Consider the following 19,068-nt stretch of genomic DNA (forward strand, 5'->3'; position numbering starts at 1 on the left):
GCCGGGCAGGGCGGGTCACTTGCCGCTGCCGCATGGCTGCTCGCCGCTTTGCGGTCTTATAACGGTCGTCAGCTTTGGCGGCCGCTTCCAAGAATATAGATTTTTACACGCGGCGGGCCAACGACTTGCGTGGTTTTACGTATCTCTTAACACTCGACCCGTAGCCAAAGGCTGCGCATTATGGACTGAAACATGGCTCGTGGTTCGCCGCGGCCAATTGGGAGGAACACGTCAATGACAGAGGCTGGCTGGCTGAACACCAGGGACCTTGGTGACGGAATCGTAGAACTGCAACTGGGCCGGGCGCCGGTCAACGCGCTGAGCGCGGATTTCCTGATGGAGTTCGCAGCCAAGATTGACGAGATGGGACAGGATCCGGCGGTCAGCGCCATCGTGTTGAAAAGCCCGTTCAAAGTCTTTTCCGCCGGGCTGGATCTGAAGGAAGCGCAGGAGTTCGATCTTGAGCAGCAGCACGCAATTGTGCGCGGCCTGAACGAAGGCTTCCTGGCGCTTTACAGCTGCCCGAAACCGGTAGTGGCTGCTGTTGGTGGCGCTGCAATTGCCGGTGGGTTGTTTTTCGTTCTGGCCAGCGACGTGCGGATCGGCCACTCCAGATCCGCCTATGGACTGGCCGAGGTGCGCGTCGGCGCGGACTTCCCGATAGGGCCGCTGGAAATCGCCAAAGCTACGCTCGACAGCAACACGCAGCGGCGCCTGATGCTGACCGGGCAATCTATCGGTCCGATTGCAGCGCGCAATTATGGCCTCGTTGATATCATCGCCGAGGATATGGAGGATCTTGAGATCTACGCGCTGCGCGAGGCCCGTAAGCTGGCGGAATTGCCGCCGCAGACCTTTGCCTCGGTCAAGATGCAACTGCGCGGCGAGGTAATCGACCGCATCAAGGCAGGGATTGCCGCAGGTGGTAACGCGCCAGAGGGTGGCTGGTTCAATTCCGAAACCAAGGCCGCGATGGATAAGATGATCAGCGGCCGGGGCGAGTAGGCACACCGGCCCGCACCAAGACAGACAGGGAGGAAATCAATGCTGGACCACGACCGGCTGGACCGCGTGAAGGCATGGCAGCAACGCTATGTGGATCAAAGGAAATATGCCGGCAGTTCGGTCTTGATCAACGAAGGTGGGAAGGAAGCGTTCTTTCACGCAACGGGTCTGAGAAATATCGAGGCAGGTCTGCCTTTTACCCGCGATACGCTGGTACGGATCTACTCAATGACCAAACCGGTGACCTCCCTTGCTATCATGATGCTGCTGGAAAAGGGGCTGTTTCACCTGGATGCGCCGGTGTCGGATTTTATTCCCGAATTCACCGACATGCAGGCGCTGGTGCCAGGGGCAACGGCAATTGATCAGGTTGAACCCAGCCGGGCGCCGACGCTGCATGAACTGCTGACCCACACCAGCGGTCTCAGCTATCCTTTCAACCCCGGCGTTTTGCCCGCAGCCATGGAAGAGCAGCAGCTGATGTTTAAACCGGGGCAGGGTAAATTGGAAAAGATGGCGGCGGAACTGGCAGCCTATCCGCTCGCCTTTCAACCCGGCACACGCTGGGAATACTCGGTCAGTATCGATGTTCTGGGCCGCGTCGTCGAAGTTGTTTCGGGCAAGACACTTGGCGATTTTTTTGAAACCGAAATCTTTGCTCCGCTCGGCATGACCGAGACAGCGTTCCGGGTCCCGCGTGGCACCGGTGATCGCTTTGCCTCGCTCTATACCCCGCTCGCCGGGGATGCGATGGCGCTGAATTCGGCAAAGACCGGCGGTGAAACCCTGCGCCTGACGGATCTGCACGGGGGCTCTCCGTTTGAAACGACTGAGATGATGTCTGGTGGCGGCGGGTTGGTCGGAACCATTGATGACTACATGAAGTTTTCCGAAATGCTGCGGCGCCGCGGCGCCCATAAGGATGGCTATCTGATCAGCCCGAAAACCGCTGATTTCATGATGCGGAACCATCTGCCCGGGGATATCGCCTCCATGGGGCCGCAAAGCTTTGCAGAACAGCCGATGGAAGGCATGGGTTTTGGCCTGGGCGGCGCCGTGGTGATGGATCCCGGCCGGGCGCGCTGCCCCGGGTCCGTAGGTGACTTTAGCTGGGGCGGCATGGCTTCGACCTTCTTCTGGATGGACCCGGTGTTGGATCTGTCCGTGGTGTTCTTTACCCAGCTGTCGCCCAGCAGTTCCTATCCCTCGCGGGCTGAGCTGAAGGCGCTGGTACATGGGGCAGTGATCTGATGAGCGATATTCCCGACCGTAAGATCCTGTGGACCCCAAGCGCGGAGCGCGCCGAGGCGAGCCGCATGGCGGCATTCGAGCGCTGGCTGGCTGCGGAGAAGGGAAAAACCTTCGACGATTACAATGGCCTGTGGGAGTGGAGCGTTTCCGACCTTGAAGGGTTCTGGGGCGCTTTGGCCGAGTTCTTTGACCTGGAATTCACCGCACCGCCGAGCCGGATTCTGGGAAATCGCAGCATGCCTGGCGCAGAATGGTGCCCGGGCGGAGAGTTGAACTGGGCCAGGCACATTCTGCGGCAGGTCGACAAAACCCCGCAGAAACAGGCGCTTGTCGTTCATTCTGAAACTTTTGGCGGATCCGAACTGACCTGGGCCGAACTCGCCGCTCAGGTGGCCAGCGTAGCTGCAAACCTGCGGGCCATGGGCGTCGGGCAGGGCGACAGGGTGACCGCCGTTTTGCCCAATACCGAGGCCGCGATTATCGCCTGTCTGGCCACCGCCAGCCTTGGCGGTATCTGGTCGCTGTGCGCGCCGGACATGGGCCATGTCGCCATTCTGGACCGGTTCCGCCAGATCGAACCCAAGGTCCTGATCTATCAGGACGGATATGTGCATGCAGGCAAGACCATGGACCGGCGCGAAGTGCTGACCACCATTGCCGACGGCCTGCCAAGCGTGACCCACCGCGTGGTACTGCCGGTGGTCGGTGATCTGCCCGATGGCGCAACCCATTGGCGCGACATGATCGCGGATGGTGACGCGCCGCTGGAGTTTACACCGGTCGCCTTCGATCATCCGCTATGGGTGGTCTATTCCTCTGGCACCACCGGAAATCCGAAACCCATCGTGCACGGGCACGGTGGCATTCTGTTCGAAGGCGTCAAGCAATCGCTGCATCAGGATCTGAGTTCCGACAGCCGGTTTTGCTGGCTGACGTCGTCGGGCTGGGTGATGTGGAATGCGCAATTCGTGGCCTTGGGGCAGGGCGCAACGACACTGCTTTATGATCGGGCGCCAAACCATCCCGATATGCTGGACCTTTGGCGGTGTTGCGCTGAGGAACGCATCACCTATCTGGGCGTCGGCGCCGCTTATATCACCGCCTGCGTGAAATCCGGCATCAGACCCGGGCATGATCTTGATCTGTCGGCGCTGGTCTCGCTTGGCACCACTGGATCGCCGCTGACCTCGGATGGCTATGATTGGGTGTATTCCGAGGTAAAGGCCGACATCTGGCTGGCGCCGATCTCCGGCGGTACCGATCTGTGCGGCGCCTTCGTCTGCGGCAACGTCATGCTGCCGGTGCGCGCGGGCGAAATGCAGTGCCGCGCGCTTGGCAATGCGGTACGTGCCTTTGATGAGACCGGACAGGAAGTGATCGGCAGCGTCGGAGAGCTGGTCTGCACCGAACCTTTGCCCTCTATGCCTTTGTTTTTCTGGGGTGATGAAGACGGATCGCGCCTGCATGACAGCTATTTCGATACCTATCCCGGTATCTGGCGCCATGGCGACTGGATCGAAATCACCCCCGAGGGCGGATCGGTGATCTATGGCCGCTCGGACGCGACGATCAACCGGCGCGGGCTGCGGCTTGGCTCTTCGGAAATCTATCAGGCCGTCGAAGGGCTTGAGGAAGTGCTGGACAGTCTTGTCGTTGATTTGGAGTTCCTCGGGCGCGACAGTTTCATGCCGCTGTTCGTGGTACTGGCCGAGGGGCAGGAGCTGGATGACGCCATGCGCGACAAAATCCGCAGCGCCATCCGCAGCGGCGTGTCGGCGCGGTTTGTGCCTGATGAAATAATCAGCGTCCCCGAAGTCCCGCGCACGCTTTCGGGAAAGAAGCTGGAAGTGCCCGTGAAAAAGCTGCTACTTGGAGGGGACCCCGCAAAAGTCGTGAACCGTGACTCGATGGCCAACCCTGACAGTTTCGATCTGTTCATCGCCTATGCAAAGACGCGGGAGGCTGGTTGAGGAAGGCGCCATAAATGAATGATGTTGGGAAGGTTTTGCTCAATCTTCTGGATCTGGAGCGGCTGGATACGAACCTGTATCGTGGTATTGGCTCCGGTGGTGAAACCCCCATGCGGATTTATGGCGGGCAGGTTATCGCCCAGGCACTGACGGCAGCCTATGCCACCGTGTCTGGGCGGTTGTGCCATTCGCTGCATGCCTATTTCATTCGGCCCGGCGACCCCGCAAGCCCGGTCATTTATGAGGTCGATCCGGCCCGCGATGGCGGCAGTTTCACTACCCGGCGCGTCATCGCCATCCAAAACGGCAAGCAGATCCTCAACCTTGCCGCATCGTTCCACAAGGAAGAACCCGGCTGGAGCCATCAGCATACAATGCCGGATGTCCCACCGCCGGATGGGTTGCAGAGCCGTGATGAGCTGCACGAGCTGCATGCCCACCGGATTTCCGAGGACATGCGCGAGGAATTCACCCGTCAGCGTCCGTTCGAAATCCGCGATATTGAGCCGCGCGATCCGCTGGATCCCCAGGTTTGCAGCGATATCAATCACATGTGGATCAGAATGGAATCCGCCAAGGACGCTGGGCCAGAGCTGCAGCATGTGCTGATGGCCTATGCATCGGACTTTGGTCTCTTGGGGTCAGCGCTGCGTCCGCATGGGCTGACTTGGTACAAGCCCGAAGCGATGACCGCGAGCCTGGACCATGCCATGTGGTTCCATGCGCCGGTGCGGTTTGAAAACTGGCACCTTTATACGATGGATTCACCCTTTGCCGGGAATGGCCGCGGCTTTAACCGCGGCTCAATCTACACGCAGGATGGCCAACTGGTGGCCAGCGTTGCACAGGAAGGGCTGATGCGACCGATTAGCAGCTGAGCGCGTCTTCAAAAATCACGTGTTATCAAAGCGATCGCGCAGTTTCTGCATGCCGGTGATCCAGCGGTCATAATCGGCCGTCTTTGCCTGCATGTAGCTTTCGACCTTGGGGTGTGGCAGCACCAGGAACTTGCCAGCCTCAATCGCTTCGGCGCAGGCGGTGGCCACATCTTCGGGCTCCAGAAGCCCGTCGACACTGGCGACGCTGTTTTCCAATCCACGGGTCATTTCTGACCGGACGGCTTGCGGGCACAGGACCGAAACGCCTATGCCCTTATCGCCATAAGTGATTGCCAGCCATTCAGAAAAGCCAACGGCCGCGTGTTTGGTGACGCCATAGGGCGCGGCGCCGATCTGGTTGAGCAGACCTGCAGCCGAGGCCGTGTTCAGGATGTATCCGCCGCCGCGTTCCAGCATGCGTGGCACCAGATGCCGCGCGGTCCAGACGTGGGACATTACGTTGATGTCCCAGATCCTCTGCCAGTCGTCATTGCTGACCTCAAAACCGCCGCGGGTCAGGATACCAGCGTTGGCGCAGAACAGGGTAATCGGTGCGATCTCGGTTTCCACGCAATCGACCAACGCAGCGATGCTGTCCTCGGATGCGACGTCCACATGCTTGGCAGTGCCGCTGATCTCGATCGCCGTTGCCTCAGCTCCGGCAAGATCGATATCGGCGCAGATCACATGCGCGGCGCCCATCTGCGCAAATTTTTCGGCTAGCCCTTTGCCGATCCCATGGGCAGCGCCGGTGACGACAACACAGCTGTTTTTGATTTGCATGATTGATCTTGCGCTCCATATTTGACCGAATTCACGCTAGCCGGAGCAAGAGGAGCTGCCAATCCCGTGTGACGGAACGGAATTCCAGTTACGTAACATAATACCAATTATACGATTACTGAGTGTAGCCGCAAAGCGATAATGTCACCCCTGAGCAATTCAGAAGTGTCACTCTCCTCGCATACGGTAGCGAGGACGAGCGGACATGGGATGGGTGATGATGAGCGAGCGCGATTTGAACCGCGTTGAGGTTTTGGCGCAGGTTGGTGATGGTCGGCTGACGGTCGCTAATGCGGCGAACATGTTGGATCTGACAAGGCGGCAAGTGTTCCGGCTTCTCAAGCGATACCGGCAGGATGGCGCCTCAGCGATCCGGCATAAGGCGCGCGGCAAACCTCCAAACAATCGTATCCATCATGCAAAGCGCGATTATGCTCTGAGCCTGATCAAAGAGAATTACCCGGATTTCGGCCCAACACTGGCAGCTGAGAAGCTGGCTGAGCATCACGGGTTCACAGTGTCTCGCGAGACCGTGCGCAAATGGATGATCGAAGACGGCATCTGGCTCTCGCGGAAACAGCGCCGGACCTTCCATCAACCTCGCTTACGGCGCGAATGCTATGGTGAGCTGATCCAGATTGATGGTTCCGATCACCGTTGGTTTGAGGATCGGGGTGATCCCTGCACCCTGCTCGTTTTCATCGATGATGCCACCAGCACCTTGATGGAGCTGCGGTTTGTGAAGTCCGAGAGCACGTTCAGCTATTTCGAGGCGTTGGACAGTTATTTGGTTCAGCATGGCCGCCCAGTGGCCTTTTACAGCGACAAGCATTCGGTATTCCGAGTTGCCAAAGAAGACGCCAGGAATGGTGCAGGCATGACCCAGTTCGGGCGTGCGTTGAATGAGCTGAACATCGAGATCCTGTGCGCCAACAGCTCTCAGGCCAAAGGTCGCGTAGAACGGGCCAACCGCACGCTTCAGGACCGGCTTGTCAAAGAACTGAGGCTGGCAGGCGTTTCGGACATGAAAGCCGGAAACGCTTTTCTTGAAGGCTTTAAGAGCCGCTTTAACGCCAAATTTGCCAAGGCCCCGGCCAAACCGGACAACCTGCACCGGGCGTTGAATGTGGAGCCGGATCGGCTGGCGGAAGTGTTGTGCTGGCGTGAGAACCGCTATGTCGGCAAGCAGCTCACGTTTTCCTATGACCGCAAGCGGATCATGCTCGAAGAGAACGAGCTGTCACGCGCTCTGGTCGGCAAATATGTGGACACCTATGTCTTTGTGGATGGGCGGTTCGAGGTACGCTGGAAAGGCCAAGCCCTGCCCTACAGGATCTTTGATATGGACCAGCGCGTCACCCATGCAGCCATCACCGAGAACAAGCGGCTCGGTGCGGTTCTGGCCTATGTCAAAGAGATGCAGGACGCCGCACCGCCTAAGCCGAAGGTGCGGACAAACTCAGAGAAGATGGGCTACAAGCCGAACGGGCGTCGGCCAGGCAGACCGCCAGGATCGCGGGCCAAGAAGAAGATTGCGCGCGCGGCAGAATAACTCAAGACTGCTGACATGGACGCCTATTACGAGCTCAAACACGCCGAGCAGGATGCGGCAGCTGTGGCATCAGACAAGGCGTAAAGCGGCCTGACCATCGGTTTCGAGTTTAAGGGCTGCGTGCCAGAGTGGCGTCTTGTAAAATGTGCCGTCGTCCCAAATCCTCAGCCCCTCCCGATCTTCCCAAAGCAGGCCGAGCCAACACAGTGGCTGCAAGACGCAGAATTTCAGCGCAAACCGCATGTCGCTGTGCTCTGGATCGTAGCGGTCCTTTTCTTCCCACCCGTAAAGCGTTTTGAGAAGATGTGCTAAGGTACACCCTGCCCGCGCCTCGACGTTGATCACGTTCAGAAAGATGTCCCAGTTGCCCAAGGGGCCACCCCGGGCTTCGATCCGTTCATCATGGATGAAACGATAAAGATAAACCGGAGCGGTCAGATCAAAAAAGACGTCAGATGCTTCCGCCATCTCCCGTCCTTTCTTAGTCGCAACCAGCTTGCCCTTGTAACGACGAAGAAGCTTCAGATGACGCAGCAACCCATGCACCGGGAACAAAGGTGGCATTTTGTATTCATCCAGCACCTTGTTCATTTCGAATAACTCGGTGGCGGTGTAATCTGGCCATTCAAAGTGTTCCGCCGCCCAATGCACAAACTTGCGGTTGAAGGAGCCTGATTGCGTCAGCCCGATCCCGCCGGTTTCGTTGGCATAACGCAACGCAAGCGTCATCCCACGAACCAGCGAAGAGTGTTTCAGGACATCAGCATCTGAGTGAAGTTTGAGCGTCGGAAGCATGTCGCCACGCTATCCTCGACACCACAGACCCGCAATCCGCAAGGCTTTTCAGCCCTCCGATATTTGGGGTCTGCGGGCTGCAAAGCCTTGCTCCTGTCCCTCCCTGTGGTGACGTTTCTGCTTTGCGCAGCCAGTGACATTTCTGAATGGGATTTACACTGAGTGTAGCCGCAAAGCGATAATGTCACCCCTGAGCAATTCAGAAGTGTCACTCTCCTCGCATACGGTAGCGAGGACGAGCGGACATGGGATGGGTGATGATGAGCGAGCGCGATTTGAACCGCGTTGAGGTTTTGGCGCAGGTTGGTGATGGTCGGCTGACGGTCGCTAATGCGGCGAACATGTTGGATCTGACAAGGCGGCAAGTGTTCCGGCTTCTCAAGCGATACCGGCAGGATGGCGCCTCAGCGATCCGGCATAAGGCGCGCGGCAAACCTCCAAACAATCGTATCCATCATGCAAAGCGCGATTATGCTCTGAGCCTGATCAAAGAGAATTACCCGGATTTCGGCCCAACACTGGCAGCTGAGAAGCTGGCTGAGCATCACGGGTTCACAGTGTCTCGCGAGACCGTGCGCAAATGGATGATCGAAGACGGCATCTGGCTCTCGCGGAAACAGCGCCGGACCTTCCATCAACCTCGCTTACGGCGCGAATGCTATGGTGAGCTGATCCAGATTGATGGTTCCGATCACCGTTGGTTTGAGGATCGGGGTGATCCCTGCACCCTGCTCGTTTTCATCGATGATGCCACCAGCACCTTGATGGAGCTGCGGTTTGTGAAGTCCGAGAGCACGTTCAGCTATTTCGAGGCGTTGGACAGTTATTTGGTTCAGCATGGCCGCCCAGTGGCCTTTTACAGCGACAAGCATTCGGTATTCCGAGTTGCCAAAGAAGACGCCAGGAATGGTGCAGGCATGACCCAGTTCGGGCGTGCGTTGAATGAGCTGAACATCGAGATCCTGTGCGCCAACAGCTCTCAGGCCAAAGGTCGCGTAGAACGGGCCAACCGCACGCTTCAGGACCGGCTTGTCAAAGAACTGAGGCTGGCAGGCGTTTCGGACATGAAAGCCGGAAACGCTTTTCTTGAAGGCTTTAAGAGCCGCTTTAACGCCAAATTTGCCAAGGCCCCGGCCAAACCGGACAACCTGCACCGGGCGTTGAATGTGGAGCCGGATCGGCTGGCGGAAGTGTTGTGCTGGCGTGAGAACCGCTATGTCGGCAAGCAGCTCACGTTTTCCTATGACCGCAAGCGGATCATGCTCGAAGAGAACGAGCTGTCACGCGCTCTGGTCGGCAAATATGTGGACACCTATGTCTTTGTGGATGGGCGGTTCGAGGTACGCTGGAAAGGCCAAGCCCTGCCCTACAGGATCTTTGATATGGACCAGCGCGTCACCCATGCAGCCATCACCGAGAACAAGCGGCTCGGTGCGGTTCTGGCCTATGTCAAAGAGATGCAGGACGCCGCACCGCCTAAGCCGAAGGTGCGGACAAACTCAGAGAAGATGGGCTACAAGCCGAACGGGCGTCGGCCAGGCAGACCGCCAGGATCGCGGGCCAAGAAGAAGATTGCGCGCGCGGCAGAATAACTCAAGACTGCTGACATGGACGCCTATTACGAGCTCAAACACGCCGAGCAGGATGCGGCAGCTGTGGCATCAGACAAGGCGTAAAGCGGCCTGACCATCGGTTTCGAGTTTAAGGGCTGCGTGCCAGAGTGGCGTCTTGTAAAATGTGCCGTCGTCCCAAATCCTCAGCCCCTCCCGATCTTCCCAAAGCAGGCCGAGCCAACACAGTGGCTGCAAGACGCAGAATTTCAGCGCAAACCGCATGTCGCTGTGCTCTGGATCGTAGCGGTCCTTTTCTTCCCACCCGTAAAGCGTTTTGAGAAGATGTGCTAAGGTACACCCTGCCCGCGCCTCGACGTTGATCACGTTCAGAAAGATGTCCCAGTTGCCCAAGGGGCCACCCCGGGCTTCGATCCGTTCATCATGGATGAAACGATAAAGATAAACCGGAGCGGTCAGATCAAAAAAGACGTCAGATGCTTCCGCCATCTCCCGTCCTTTCTTAGTCGCAACCAGCTTGCCCTTGTAACGACGAAGAAGCTTCAGATGACGCAGCAACCCATGCACCGGGAACAAAGGTGGCATTTTGTATTCATCCAGCACCTTGTTCATTTCGAATAACTCGGTGGCGGTGTAATCTGGCCATTCAAAGTGTTCCGCCGCCCAATGCACAAACTTGCGGTTGAAGGAGCCTGATTGCGTCAGCCCGATCCCGCCGGTTTCGTTGGCATAACGCAACGCAAGCGTCATCCCACGAACCAGCGAAGAGTGTTTCAGGACATCAGCATCTGAGTGAAGTTTGAGCGTCGGAAGCATGTCGCCACGCTATCCTCGACACCACAGACCCGCAATCCGCAAGGCTTTTCAGCCCTCCGATATTTGGGGTCTGCGGGCTGCAAAGCCTTGCTCCTGTCCCTCCCTGTGGTGACGTTTCTGCTTTGCGCAGCCAGTGACATTTCTGAATGGGATTTACACTGAGTGGTAGCAAGGCACATTCTATACTGGCTTGCGACAAATCCCCTATCTTGCTGAAAAGCCAGGAGAACGGACATGGCCCATACAGAGCTGGATTTGCGTGAGAGACGCGCAATTGAAGACATGTTGAATGCAAAAATGCCGGTGAGCAAGATCGCAGCGGAGATCGGCAGGCATCGCTCGACCGTCTATCGCGAGATCAACCGAAACTATTTCAACGACGAGGAACTGCCAGAGCTGAACGGCTACTACGGAATGAATGCTCAGAAATACGCATCAGACCGGCGCGCTAGAAAGCGCAAGTTGATCCGCCTGAATGATCTGCGTTCTCATGTCATCGCTCAATTGAAGATTGGCTGGACACCGGAACAGATCGCGGGTCGCCTTGGCTTTGATGATCAGCCTGTGCGTGTCAGCCACGAGACGATCTATGCTTACGTTTACAGCGCCGAAGGACAGTCCGAACAACTGGCGCGTCATCTTCCCAGCAGACGCAAGAAACGGCAGCCGCGCCATGCTAGACGCCCCAGAGGCCAGGTTTTTCCGCCGGATCGGTCCATCCATGAACGTCCAGACTACGTGAAGACACGCGAGACATTTGGCGAATGGGAAGGCGATTTGATGATCTTCGAGAGGTCTCAAGGCACAATGAATGTCGCCTCGCTGGTCGAACGCAAGACCCGTTTTGCTGTCCTGTTCCGCAACAACGACCGCAGCTCGACCCACTTCGTCAACAAGCTGATGGATGTGATGGAGCCCCTGCCCCAACCAGCCCGCAAGTCGATCACATTCGACCGTGGCTTCGAGTTCCGCGCGTGGCGCAAGCTGAAGTCTGGCATCGGCACAGAAAGTTGGTTCTGTGATCCCCAAGCGCCCTGGCAAAAGGGTTCCGTTGAGAACCTGAACAAACGCGCCCGCCGATACTTGCCACGCGACACCCAACTCGCGGCGCTCTCAAATCGCAATATGAAGGCGATTTGCGACCGCCTGAACGGCACACCCAGAAAGTGTCTCGGATGGCGAACCCCGACAGAGGCCTTCAGAGAAGAGATGATGAAACTGAGATAGCGGAAACCGTCGCAACGACCCTTGAGCCCACACAACAGGGCGCCACTATGATGCGCCCTGTCGACAATCAATCAGGTTGCTGCATTGCGCGCCTATGCGCTGATCTTGTCACGCGGCTGTGCTGCGATCAGCGTTTCAAAGGCTTCATTCTGGGACAGGAAGATCTGGCCGCTCAGCGCATCCAGGAAATGGCTGCGTTTCAGACGATCCATGACTGGCCCTTTAACCTCGGACATATGCAGTTGGATCCCCATGTCAGACAGCCGTTGGTTCATTTCCTCAAGCGATTCAAGCGCACTCAGATCGATTTCGTTCACTGCGGAGCACATCAGCACGACGTGTTTGATCTCATCACGGCCTTCGTGCACGCGCGCCAGGATCAGGTCCTCCATACGCCGCGCGTTGGCGAAGTACAGGCTTTCGTCGATCCGTAGCGTGACCAGCGAAGGATCGGTCACCACGTTATGGCGGTGAATGTTGCGGAAATGCTCGGTTCCCGGCACCTGCCCCACCTCGGCCACGTGCGGGCGCGAGGTCTTCCAGACGAACAACAAAAGCGAGACCAGCACACCAGCAGCGACACCGGTTTCCACACCAACCAACAGCGTCAGCAGGATCGTGGTCAGAACGGCGGCGAAATCGGCTTTGGAATAGGTCCAGGCAGTTTTGAGAATCTTCAAATCAACCAGTGAAAGGACCGCAATGATGATGGTCGCTGCAAGCGTTGCCTTGGGAAGGAAATACAGCAGCGGCGTCAGGAACATGGCGGCAAAGGTCAGCCCAACGGCGGTAAAAGCGCCCGCAGCCGGGGTGCGCGCACCGGCGTCAAAGTTGACGACCGATCGAGCAAAACCGCCTGTCACCGAATAGCCGCCAGACAAGGCAGAGGCCAAGTTCGCAGCGCCAAGAGCTTTAAGCTCTTGGTTTGGATCAATTTTCTGACGGCGCTTGGCGGCCAAGGTCTGCGCGACCGAGACACTTTCAACATAGCCGATAATGGTGATCAGCGCTGCAGGACCAATTAGGGCCGGAACCAGCGCCCAGTCGATCATCGGCAGGCCGATCGGCGGCAGACCGGTCGGCACCTCGCCAACCACGGAAACCCCCATCTCAGGCAGGTTCAGCGCCCAGGACAATACGATCGTTCCGATGACGGCAAAGACCGGGCCAACCCGGGCTGCGGTTCCGGCGGCGCCTTTTGACAGGCCAGCCTTTTGGTGCAGCACGTTCGCCATATGTCGGCGCACCCAGATCAAAAAGCCGAGGGCCAGCGCGCCGACCCCGAGGGTCCAGAAGTTGACCTGACCAAGCCCCTGCCCCAGCGACAGCAGAATTTCCAGCAGATTGTGACCGTGCGCCGGAATGCCCAACAGATGCTTCATCTGGCTGACTGCGATCAGCAGCCCCGAGGCCGTAATGAACCCAGCGATCACGGGATGTGACAGCAGGTTGGCCACCACCCCGAGACGCAAGGCCCCCATCGTTGCCAGCATCAACCCGGACAGCAGTGCCAGCACGGCGGCGGCGGCAGTGAACTCTGCAACAGTGTCCAGACCCAGCGGCGCCAGCGCAGATGCGCTCATCAACGACACCACGGCGACCGGCCCCACGGCCAGGGCACGCGAGGTGCCGAAGATCGCATAGGCCACCAAAGGCAGGATCGACGCGTAAAGCCCGACCTCGGCAGGTAGCCCGGCGAGCAAGGCATAGGCCAGTGACTGCGGGATAAGCATGATCGTGACGATCACTGCCGCTGTCATATCCCCGGTGAAATCAGGGCGGTCATACCGTCGTCCCCAGTCCAAAATTGGAAACAGGGATTTCAAGTCGATGCGGGACAGTGGCGAAGACATTGCGGAGGCTTTCCTGAGAATGGATCGCGCCGCGCACCCGATCAGGTGTCAACGCGCTCAATACATATTCGTAAAAGCATATATATATTCGATGAGAGGGAGGAAAGCCCTTTCATTAAAATTGTTACCGCACGCCCCTGTACGCCCTCGTAAAACACTGTTAAAAAAGAATTAAGCACAAAAGATACTGCAAAGCAGCCCTTCAATTCCTGCCGGTGTTATTGCAAAAAATGCCGGGGCAATTCTGCATGTTGCGACTTGCAGAAACGCAGGTCCGTTGCTTAGCCGCACAAGAAGGGGGATGCGCCCCTCCCTACCCTTTGCGATTTTCTATGGATTCACGTCGAACCTTCGGACTTCGGGGCCATTTGCGTGTTTACGCCTTTGCTTGAGAACTTGGCCTCAACGCCATGCTCAGATGCTGATGGCATCCCGTGGCGGTTAACTTGGGTAAATGGTGGATGGACGGCGGCTGACCGTGCAGGAGGTTGCCAAAAAACAAGCACAAGCAATTTGAAGCATCCCTTGCTTCTGCTTCAGCGTTAACCTCCGCCTTTACCGTTTTGGATCCATTTCGAAGGGAAACGAGCGAAAATCCTGTGCCTTTGTCTTTGCGGTGATGTGAGGACGAGGGCTATCTGCATTATTGCAGGCCTGAAATGCAAAACCGCAAGGCCGGTGGGCACTTGCGGTTTCGAGACTGATGTCAGTCAATCGGGGCCAGACCGCGGAAATTAACGATCTGGCCCCGGATTTTGGCGCTATTCGTTAAAAGAACGCCTGCAGACCGGTCTGAGCGCGACCCAGAATCAGTGCGTGAACATCGTGCGTGCCCTCATAGGTGTTGACCGTTTCCAGGTTCACCATGTGGCGGATAACCTGGAATTCCAGGCTGATGCCATTGCCGCCGTGCATGTCGCGGGCCATACGAGCGATATCCAGCGCCTTGCCACAGTTGTTCCGCTTGACGATCGAGATCATCTCGGGCGCGGCATTGGCGGCGTCCATCAGGCGACCAACCCGCAGCGAGGCCTGCAGGCCAAGGGTGATTTCGGTCTGCATATTGGCCAATTTCAGCTGGAACAACTGGGTGTTGGCCAGCGGACGTCCGAACTGGGTGCGGTCCAGACCATACTGACGTGCGGCGTGCCAGCAGGCTTCGGCGGCGCCCATCGCACCCCAGCTGATGCCGTAACGTGCGCGGTTCAGACAGCCGAACGGACCTTTGAGGCCTTGTACGTGCGGCAGCAGCGCGTCTTCACTGACTTCGACGCCATCCATGACGATTTCACCGGTGATGGAGGCACGCAGCGACGCCTTGTTCTGGATTTTCGGCGCGGAGAGGCCCTTCATGCCTTTTTCCAGCACGAAACCACGGATCTTCCCACCATGCTCTTCGGATTTAGCCCATACGACAAAGACATCGGCGATCGGCGCGTTCGAAATCCACATCTTGGAGCCGGTCAGCTTGTAGCCGGTTGCGGTCTTCTCGGCCCGGGTTTTCATGCCCGCGGGGTCGGAACCTGCGTCGGGCTCGGTCAGACCAAAGCAGCCGATCCATTCACCAGATGCCAGTTTCGGCAGGTACTTCTTGCGCTGCTCTTCGCTGCCATAGGCGTAGATCGGGTACATCACCAGCGAGCTTTGCACCGACATCATCGAGCGATAACCGCTGTCGACGCGCTCAACTTCGCGCGCAACCAGGCCGTAAGACACATAGCCTGCGCCCAACCCGCCGTATTCCTCGGGGATGGTGGTGCCCAGCAGACCCATCTCGCCCATCTCGCGGAAGATGGCGGGATCGGTGTGTTCGTTTTCATATGCTTCGGTAACACGCGGCTGCAGCTTTTCCTGCGCATAGGCACGGGCCGAGGCGGCGATCATGCGCTCATCTTCGTTTAGCTGATCGTCCAGACGCAGCGGATCTTCCCAGTTGAAGCCGCTCAGATCGGGCGCATCCTTGGCCCGCAGTTTAGGTGCATCGGTCATGTCTTGCCCCTTTGTCGTTGATGTTGAAACCTGCGGCGACCCTAACGGTGGGTTAAGGAAAAAAACAGCGAGACTTTTGCAAGCATATATGAGTAAACAGCATACATGAGTGCACCACGTCGTTTTCTCCCGTCCATTTCTGCCCTGCGCGCGCTCGAGGCACTGGATCGTTTGGGCAGTGCATCGGCGGCGGCGGCCGAATTGTCGCTGACCCAAGGCGCGGTGAGCCGCCAACTGCAGGCGCTCGAACGGCAACTGGGGCTGGATCTGGTACACCGGGACAAGAAAAAACTGACCCTGTCGGCCGAAGCGCAGGAATACGCCGGAGAAATCCGTGCCGCGCTGAACCAGATCGCCCAGTCGACGCTGCGCCTTCAGACCGCGCCCTTGGCTGGAACGCTGAATCTCGCGATCCTTCCGGCCTTTGGCATGCGCTGGCTGATGCCGCGCCTTCCGGAATTTGCCCGGCTGCATCCGGATGTCACCATCAATATGACGACGCGGCTGGAGCCTTTCAGCTTTGCCAGCGAACCCTTTGATGCGGCGATCCATTTTGGCCGCGCAGAATGGCCGGGCACCGACGCCCTGTTGTTGAAACATGAACAGCTTTTGCCGGTCTGCGCGCCGGATCTGGTGGTCGGCACGGCCTTGCGCGGCCCCAAGGACATTCTGAACCTTCCACTTTTGCATATTCAGACCCGCCCCGAGGCCTGGTCGGATTGGTTTGCCGCACAAGGCGTGGAGGCTCCAGAGACCGTTAGTGGTACCATGTATGATCAATTTGCAACCATTACTCAGGCCGCAATGCACGGGTTGGGGGTCGCCTTGATGCCGGATTATCTGGTGGAGCAAGACCTGGCGACCGGACGGTTGGTGGCGCTGCACCCTGCCCCGACAGAAACGCGCGGCGCCTATTATCTGGTCTGGCCGACCAGCAAATCCAACGCGCCTGCGCTGCGCAAGTTCCGCGACTGGCTGGCCACCAAGGCGCAGCCCGAAGATCCGCTGCCGCGCTGAACCACGCCCAACCACCAGTCAAAGCAAAGGGGGTGCCCTCCGCATCCCCCTCCTGTACCTGTCGTGCACCCTGCGTGCGCCGCTGTGGCCCAATCCATGGGATCAAGCGGAGCAGGCAAATATGGAAAAATTAGCCGAGCGCGTAGCCCGCGCCGCGCACCGTGCGCACAGGATCGTCGCCGCCATGCTGGGTCAGCGCCTTGCGCAGTCGCCCGATATGGACATCCACGGTGCGGGTGTCGACGTAGATGTCGCGGCCCCAGACCCGGTCCAGCAGCTGTTCCCGGCTCCAGACCCTGCCCGGCTTTTCCATGAAGGTCGACAGCAGGCGGAACTCGGTCGGCCCCAGTTTCAGGGGCTGGTCCGACCGGCTGACCTTGTGGGTCTCCGCATCCAGAATGATGTCGTCAAACTCCAGCCGCACGCCGACGGTGGACGGACGCACCCGGCGCAACTGGGTCCGCACCCGCGCCATCAGCTCGATCACCGAATAGGGTTTTACCACGTAGTCGTCAGCGCCGGTTTCCAGACCGCGCACCTTGTCCACCTCTTCGGAACGGGCCGAGAGCATGATGATCGGAATGCCGCGGGTCTCGGGCCGCGTCTTCAGGCGGCGGCAGACTTCGATCCCGCTGAGGTTCGGCATCATCCAGTCCAAAACGATTATGTCCGGCGTGTCCTCCTCGACCAGAAGGAGCGCCTCTTCGCCGTTTTCGGCGCGGATCACGCGGAACCCGTCTGCCTCAAGGTTGTAGGCCAGCACTTCACGCTGTGCCAATTCGTCCTCGACGACCAGAACAGTGGGCTGATCGGCAGCCATGTCTTAGACCTCCTGCGGAGTGGTTGAGGTGGTATCGGCCTTGGGCCGGTCGTCCTCGGGACGGCTGCCGGTAACCAGGTAGATCAGCTCTTCGCAGATCGAGGTTACGTGATCGCCCATGCGTTCGATGTTCTTGGCGATGAAATGCAGATGCATGCAGGGCGTGATGTTGCGCGGATCTTCCATCATATGGGTCAGGAATTCGCGGAACAGCGCGTTGTACATCTGGTCGACGTCACGGTCGCGGGTGATCACATCGCCCGCCAGTTCGACATCGCGCTGGATATAGGCGTCCAGTGCATCCTTCAGCATCAGCTCAACCTCACGCGCCATCCGGCGCAGCGCGGCGGCGCTGTCCAGCGCATCATGGCCCTGGATCAGGACCCCGGTGCGTTTGGCGATATTCTTGGCGTAATCACCGATGCGTTCCAGATTGCCGGCGATCTTCATCACCGACAGCACCACGCGGAGATCCACCGCAGCCGGGGCGCGGATGGCGATCACCCGAGCAGCTTCCTCGTTGATCAGCTCTTCGAGCCCATCAATGGCCTTGTCGTCGGCGCGCACCTTCTGGGCCAGTTCCTCGTCGCGGGTTTCCAGCGCGCGCGCAGATTCCATGATGGCGGCTTCGACCAGCCCGCCCATTTTCATGATCCGGGCCTGGATCGCCTCCAGATCCCGGTCAAATGCGGATGCGATATGTTGCTCTTCCATGTCTCAGTCCTTGCAATGAGGGATCAGCCGATACGGCCGGTAATGTAGCTTTCGGTCCGCGGATCTTCGGGGTTGGTGAAGATCTGACCGGTGTTGCCGAACTCAACCAGGTTGCCGAGGTGAAAGAAGGCGGTTTTCTGGCTGACGCGGGCCGCTTGCTGCATCGAGTGGGTGACGATCACCACCGAATAGCTCGCGCGCAGCTCGTCGATCAGCTCTTCGACCTGGGCGGTCGCGATCGGGTCCAGCGCCGAACACGGCTCGTCCATCAGCAGGACTTCGGGTTCGGTCGCCACGGCGCGGGCGATGCACAGACGCTGCTGCTGACCACCGGACAGGCCGGTGCCGGGCGCATGCAGGCGGTCCTTTACCTCATCCCATATGGCGCCGCGGCGCAGGGATTTTTCGACGATCTCATCCAGTTCGGCCTTGCTCCGGGCCAGCCCGTGAATGCGCGGGCCATAGGCCACGTTGTCATAGATCGATTTCGGGAAGGGGTTCGGTTTCTGGAACACCATGCCAACCTTGGCGCGCAGCTGCACCGGATCGACCCGCTTGTCATAGATGTCTTCGCCGTCCAGCAGGATCTTGCCGGTGACGCGGCAGATGTCGATGGTGTCATTCATCCGGTTCAGGCAACGCAGGAAGGTCGACTTGCCACAGCCCGAAGGACCGATAAAGGCGGTCACGGTATTGTCTTCGATCTCGACATTGACGTCTTTGATCGCGTGGGTGTCGCCGTAATAGACGTTGACGTCGCTGGCCGAGATTTTGATCGTGTTGGTCACAGTCTTATCCAGTCTACTCATGTCGTTCATATCGGTGCC

General features: G+C 58.5%; 16 protein-coding genes. 8 read left to right on the forward strand and 8 right to left on the reverse strand.

Going from position 1 to position 19,068, the window contains the following annotated elements; genetic code table 11:
• The first annotated feature begins 234 nt into the window (after positions 1-234).
• The 4 genes from AC5SSZ_RS06815 to AC5SSZ_RS06830 are packed head-to-tail and all read left to right on the forward strand — an operon-like array spanning position 235 to position 5,104.
• Entirely contained in the window at positions 235-1,005 is a 771-nt protein-coding gene (locus AC5SSZ_RS06815) for an enoyl-CoA hydratase/isomerase family protein (RefSeq protein WP_495437686.1), read from the forward strand.
• Positions 1,006-1,044: 39 nt separating this feature from the next.
• Positions 1,045-2,256, forward strand: a complete 1,212-nt coding sequence (locus AC5SSZ_RS06820) for a serine hydrolase domain-containing protein (protein WP_495437687.1) — start codon at positions 1,045-1,047, stop codon at positions 2,254-2,256.
• Complete coding sequence (locus AC5SSZ_RS06825) at positions 2,256-4,226, forward strand: acetoacetate--CoA ligase (protein ID WP_495437688.1); 1,971 nt, start codon at positions 2,256-2,258, stop codon at positions 4,224-4,226. Before AC5SSZ_RS06820 ends, AC5SSZ_RS06825 begins: the two co-directional genes overlap by 1 nt.
• 14 nt (positions 4,227-4,240) lie before the next feature.
• The gene (locus AC5SSZ_RS06830) at positions 4,241-5,104 is read left to right on the forward strand and encodes an acyl-CoA thioesterase (RefSeq protein ID WP_274833587.1); all 864 of its coding nucleotides are present in this window, start codon (positions 4,241-4,243) and stop codon (positions 5,102-5,104) included.
• Between the two features lie 15 nt (positions 5,105-5,119).
• Here the strand turns inward: AC5SSZ_RS06830 and AC5SSZ_RS06835 are convergent, their stop codons facing one another.
• Entirely contained in the window at positions 5,120-5,887 is a 768-nt protein-coding gene (locus AC5SSZ_RS06835; RefSeq protein WP_495437689.1) for an SDR family NAD(P)-dependent oxidoreductase, read from the reverse strand.
• Positions 5,888-6,092: 205 nt separating this feature from the next.
• Here AC5SSZ_RS06835 and AC5SSZ_RS06840 point away from each other — a divergent pair, with 205 nt between their 5' ends.
• Positions 6,093-7,439, forward strand: a complete 1,347-nt coding sequence (locus tag AC5SSZ_RS06840) for an ISNCY family transposase (protein ID WP_058242035.1) — start codon at positions 6,093-6,095, stop codon at positions 7,437-7,439.
• Positions 7,440-7,508: 69 nt separating this feature from the next.
• On the opposite strand, the gene AC5SSZ_RS06845 is transcribed toward AC5SSZ_RS06840, so the two are convergent.
• Positions 7,509-8,234, reverse strand: a complete 726-nt coding sequence (locus AC5SSZ_RS06845) for a hypothetical protein (RefSeq protein WP_058242034.1) — start codon at positions 8,232-8,234, stop codon at positions 7,509-7,511.
• Positions 8,235-8,479: 245 nt separating this feature from the next.
• Between AC5SSZ_RS06845 and AC5SSZ_RS06850 the strand changes: the two genes are divergently transcribed.
• Entirely contained in the window at positions 8,480-9,826 is a 1,347-nt protein-coding gene (locus tag AC5SSZ_RS06850; RefSeq protein ID WP_058242035.1) for an ISNCY family transposase, read from the forward strand.
• A 69-nt stretch (positions 9,827-9,895) separates the two neighbouring features.
• On the opposite strand, the gene AC5SSZ_RS06855 is transcribed toward AC5SSZ_RS06850, so the two are convergent.
• Entirely contained in the window at positions 9,896-10,621 is a 726-nt protein-coding gene (locus AC5SSZ_RS06855) for a hypothetical protein (RefSeq protein ID WP_058242034.1), read from the reverse strand.
• 234 nt (positions 10,622-10,855) lie between these two features.
• Between AC5SSZ_RS06855 and AC5SSZ_RS06860 the strand changes: the two genes are divergently transcribed.
• Positions 10,856-11,848, forward strand: a complete 993-nt coding sequence (locus AC5SSZ_RS06860) for an IS30 family transposase (protein ID WP_495437690.1) — start codon at positions 10,856-10,858, stop codon at positions 11,846-11,848.
• 92 nt (positions 11,849-11,940) lie between these two features.
• Here the strand turns inward: AC5SSZ_RS06860 and AC5SSZ_RS06865 are convergent, their stop codons facing one another.
• Positions 11,941-13,701, reverse strand: a complete 1,761-nt coding sequence (locus tag AC5SSZ_RS06865) for a SulP family inorganic anion transporter (protein WP_495437691.1) — start codon at positions 13,699-13,701, stop codon at positions 11,941-11,943.
• Positions 13,702-14,469: 768 nt separating this feature from the next.
• Entirely contained in the window at positions 14,470-15,690 is a 1,221-nt protein-coding gene (locus AC5SSZ_RS06870) for an acyl-CoA dehydrogenase (RefSeq protein ID WP_495437692.1), read from the reverse strand.
• Positions 15,691-15,795: 105 nt separating this feature from the next.
• On the opposite strand from AC5SSZ_RS06870, the gene AC5SSZ_RS06875 reads away from it, so the two are divergent.
• Positions 15,796-16,707, forward strand: coding sequence for a LysR family transcriptional regulator (locus tag AC5SSZ_RS06875; protein WP_274828116.1), 912 nt, complete (start codon positions 15,796-15,798; stop codon positions 16,705-16,707).
• A gap of 130 nt (positions 16,708-16,837) precedes the next feature.
• Here the strand turns inward: AC5SSZ_RS06875 and phoB are convergent, their stop codons facing one another.
• From phoB to pstB, 3 genes are read right to left on the reverse strand one after another with little or no spacing between them, the layout of a single operon-like run.
• On the reverse strand, positions 16,838-17,527 hold the full coding sequence (gene phoB / locus AC5SSZ_RS06880; protein ID WP_065270283.1) for a phosphate regulon transcriptional regulator PhoB: 690 nt from the start codon (positions 17,525-17,527) through the stop codon (positions 16,838-16,840).
• Between the two features lie 3 nt (positions 17,528-17,530).
• Complete coding sequence (phoU, locus tag AC5SSZ_RS06885) at positions 17,531-18,241, reverse strand: phosphate signaling complex protein PhoU (RefSeq protein WP_065270282.1); 711 nt, start codon at positions 18,239-18,241, stop codon at positions 17,531-17,533.
• A 23-nt stretch (positions 18,242-18,264) separates the two neighbouring features.
• Entirely contained in the window at positions 18,265-19,059 is a 795-nt protein-coding gene (gene pstB, locus AC5SSZ_RS06890) for a phosphate ABC transporter ATP-binding protein PstB (protein WP_065270281.1), read from the reverse strand.
• Positions 19,060-19,068: the final 9 nt, after the last annotated feature.

Source organism: Phaeobacter sp. CC-HEC084 (assembly GCF_059429255.1).

Excerpts from the sequence above, each read along its gene's own strand:
- AC5SSZ_RS06815 (WP_495437686.1), top strand. The coding sequence starts at position 235 with ATGACAGAGGCTGGCTGGCTGAACACCAGGGACCTTGGTGACGGAATC.
- AC5SSZ_RS06820 (WP_495437687.1), top strand. The coding sequence starts at position 1,045 with ATGCTGGACCACGACCGGCTGGACCGCGTGAAGGCATGGCAGCAACGC.
- AC5SSZ_RS06825 (WP_495437688.1), top strand. The coding sequence starts at position 2,256 with ATGAGCGATATTCCCGACCGTAAGATCCTGTGGACCCCAAGCGCGGAG.
- AC5SSZ_RS06830 (WP_274833587.1), top strand. The coding sequence starts at position 4,241 with ATGAATGATGTTGGGAAGGTTTTGCTCAATCTTCTGGATCTGGAGCGG.
- AC5SSZ_RS06835 (WP_495437689.1), bottom strand. The coding sequence starts at position 5,887 with ATGCAAATCAAAAACAGCTGTGTTGTCGTCACCGGCGCTGCCCATGGG.
- AC5SSZ_RS06840 (WP_058242035.1), top strand. The coding sequence starts at position 6,093 with ATGGGATGGGTGATGATGAGCGAGCGCGATTTGAACCGCGTTGAGGTT.
- AC5SSZ_RS06845 (WP_058242034.1), bottom strand. The coding sequence starts at position 8,234 with ATGCTTCCGACGCTCAAACTTCACTCAGATGCTGATGTCCTGAAACAC.
- AC5SSZ_RS06850 (WP_058242035.1), top strand. The coding sequence starts at position 8,480 with ATGGGATGGGTGATGATGAGCGAGCGCGATTTGAACCGCGTTGAGGTT.
- AC5SSZ_RS06855 (WP_058242034.1), bottom strand. The coding sequence starts at position 10,621 with ATGCTTCCGACGCTCAAACTTCACTCAGATGCTGATGTCCTGAAACAC.
- AC5SSZ_RS06860 (WP_495437690.1), top strand. The coding sequence starts at position 10,856 with ATGGCCCATACAGAGCTGGATTTGCGTGAGAGACGCGCAATTGAAGAC.
- AC5SSZ_RS06865 (WP_495437691.1), bottom strand. The coding sequence starts at position 13,701 with ATGTCTTCGCCACTGTCCCGCATCGACTTGAAATCCCTGTTTCCAATT.
- AC5SSZ_RS06870 (WP_495437692.1), bottom strand. The coding sequence starts at position 15,690 with ATGACCGATGCACCTAAACTGCGGGCCAAGGATGCGCCCGATCTGAGC.
- AC5SSZ_RS06875 (WP_274828116.1), top strand. The coding sequence starts at position 15,796 with ATGAGTGCACCACGTCGTTTTCTCCCGTCCATTTCTGCCCTGCGCGCG.
- phoB (WP_065270283.1), bottom strand. The coding sequence starts at position 17,527 with ATGGCTGCCGATCAGCCCACTGTTCTGGTCGTCGAGGACGAATTGGCA.
- phoU (WP_065270282.1), bottom strand. The coding sequence starts at position 18,241 with ATGGAAGAGCAACATATCGCATCCGCATTTGACCGGGATCTGGAGGCG.
- pstB (WP_065270281.1), bottom strand. The coding sequence starts at position 19,059 with ATGAACGACATGAGTAGACTGGATAAGACTGTGACCAACACGATCAAA.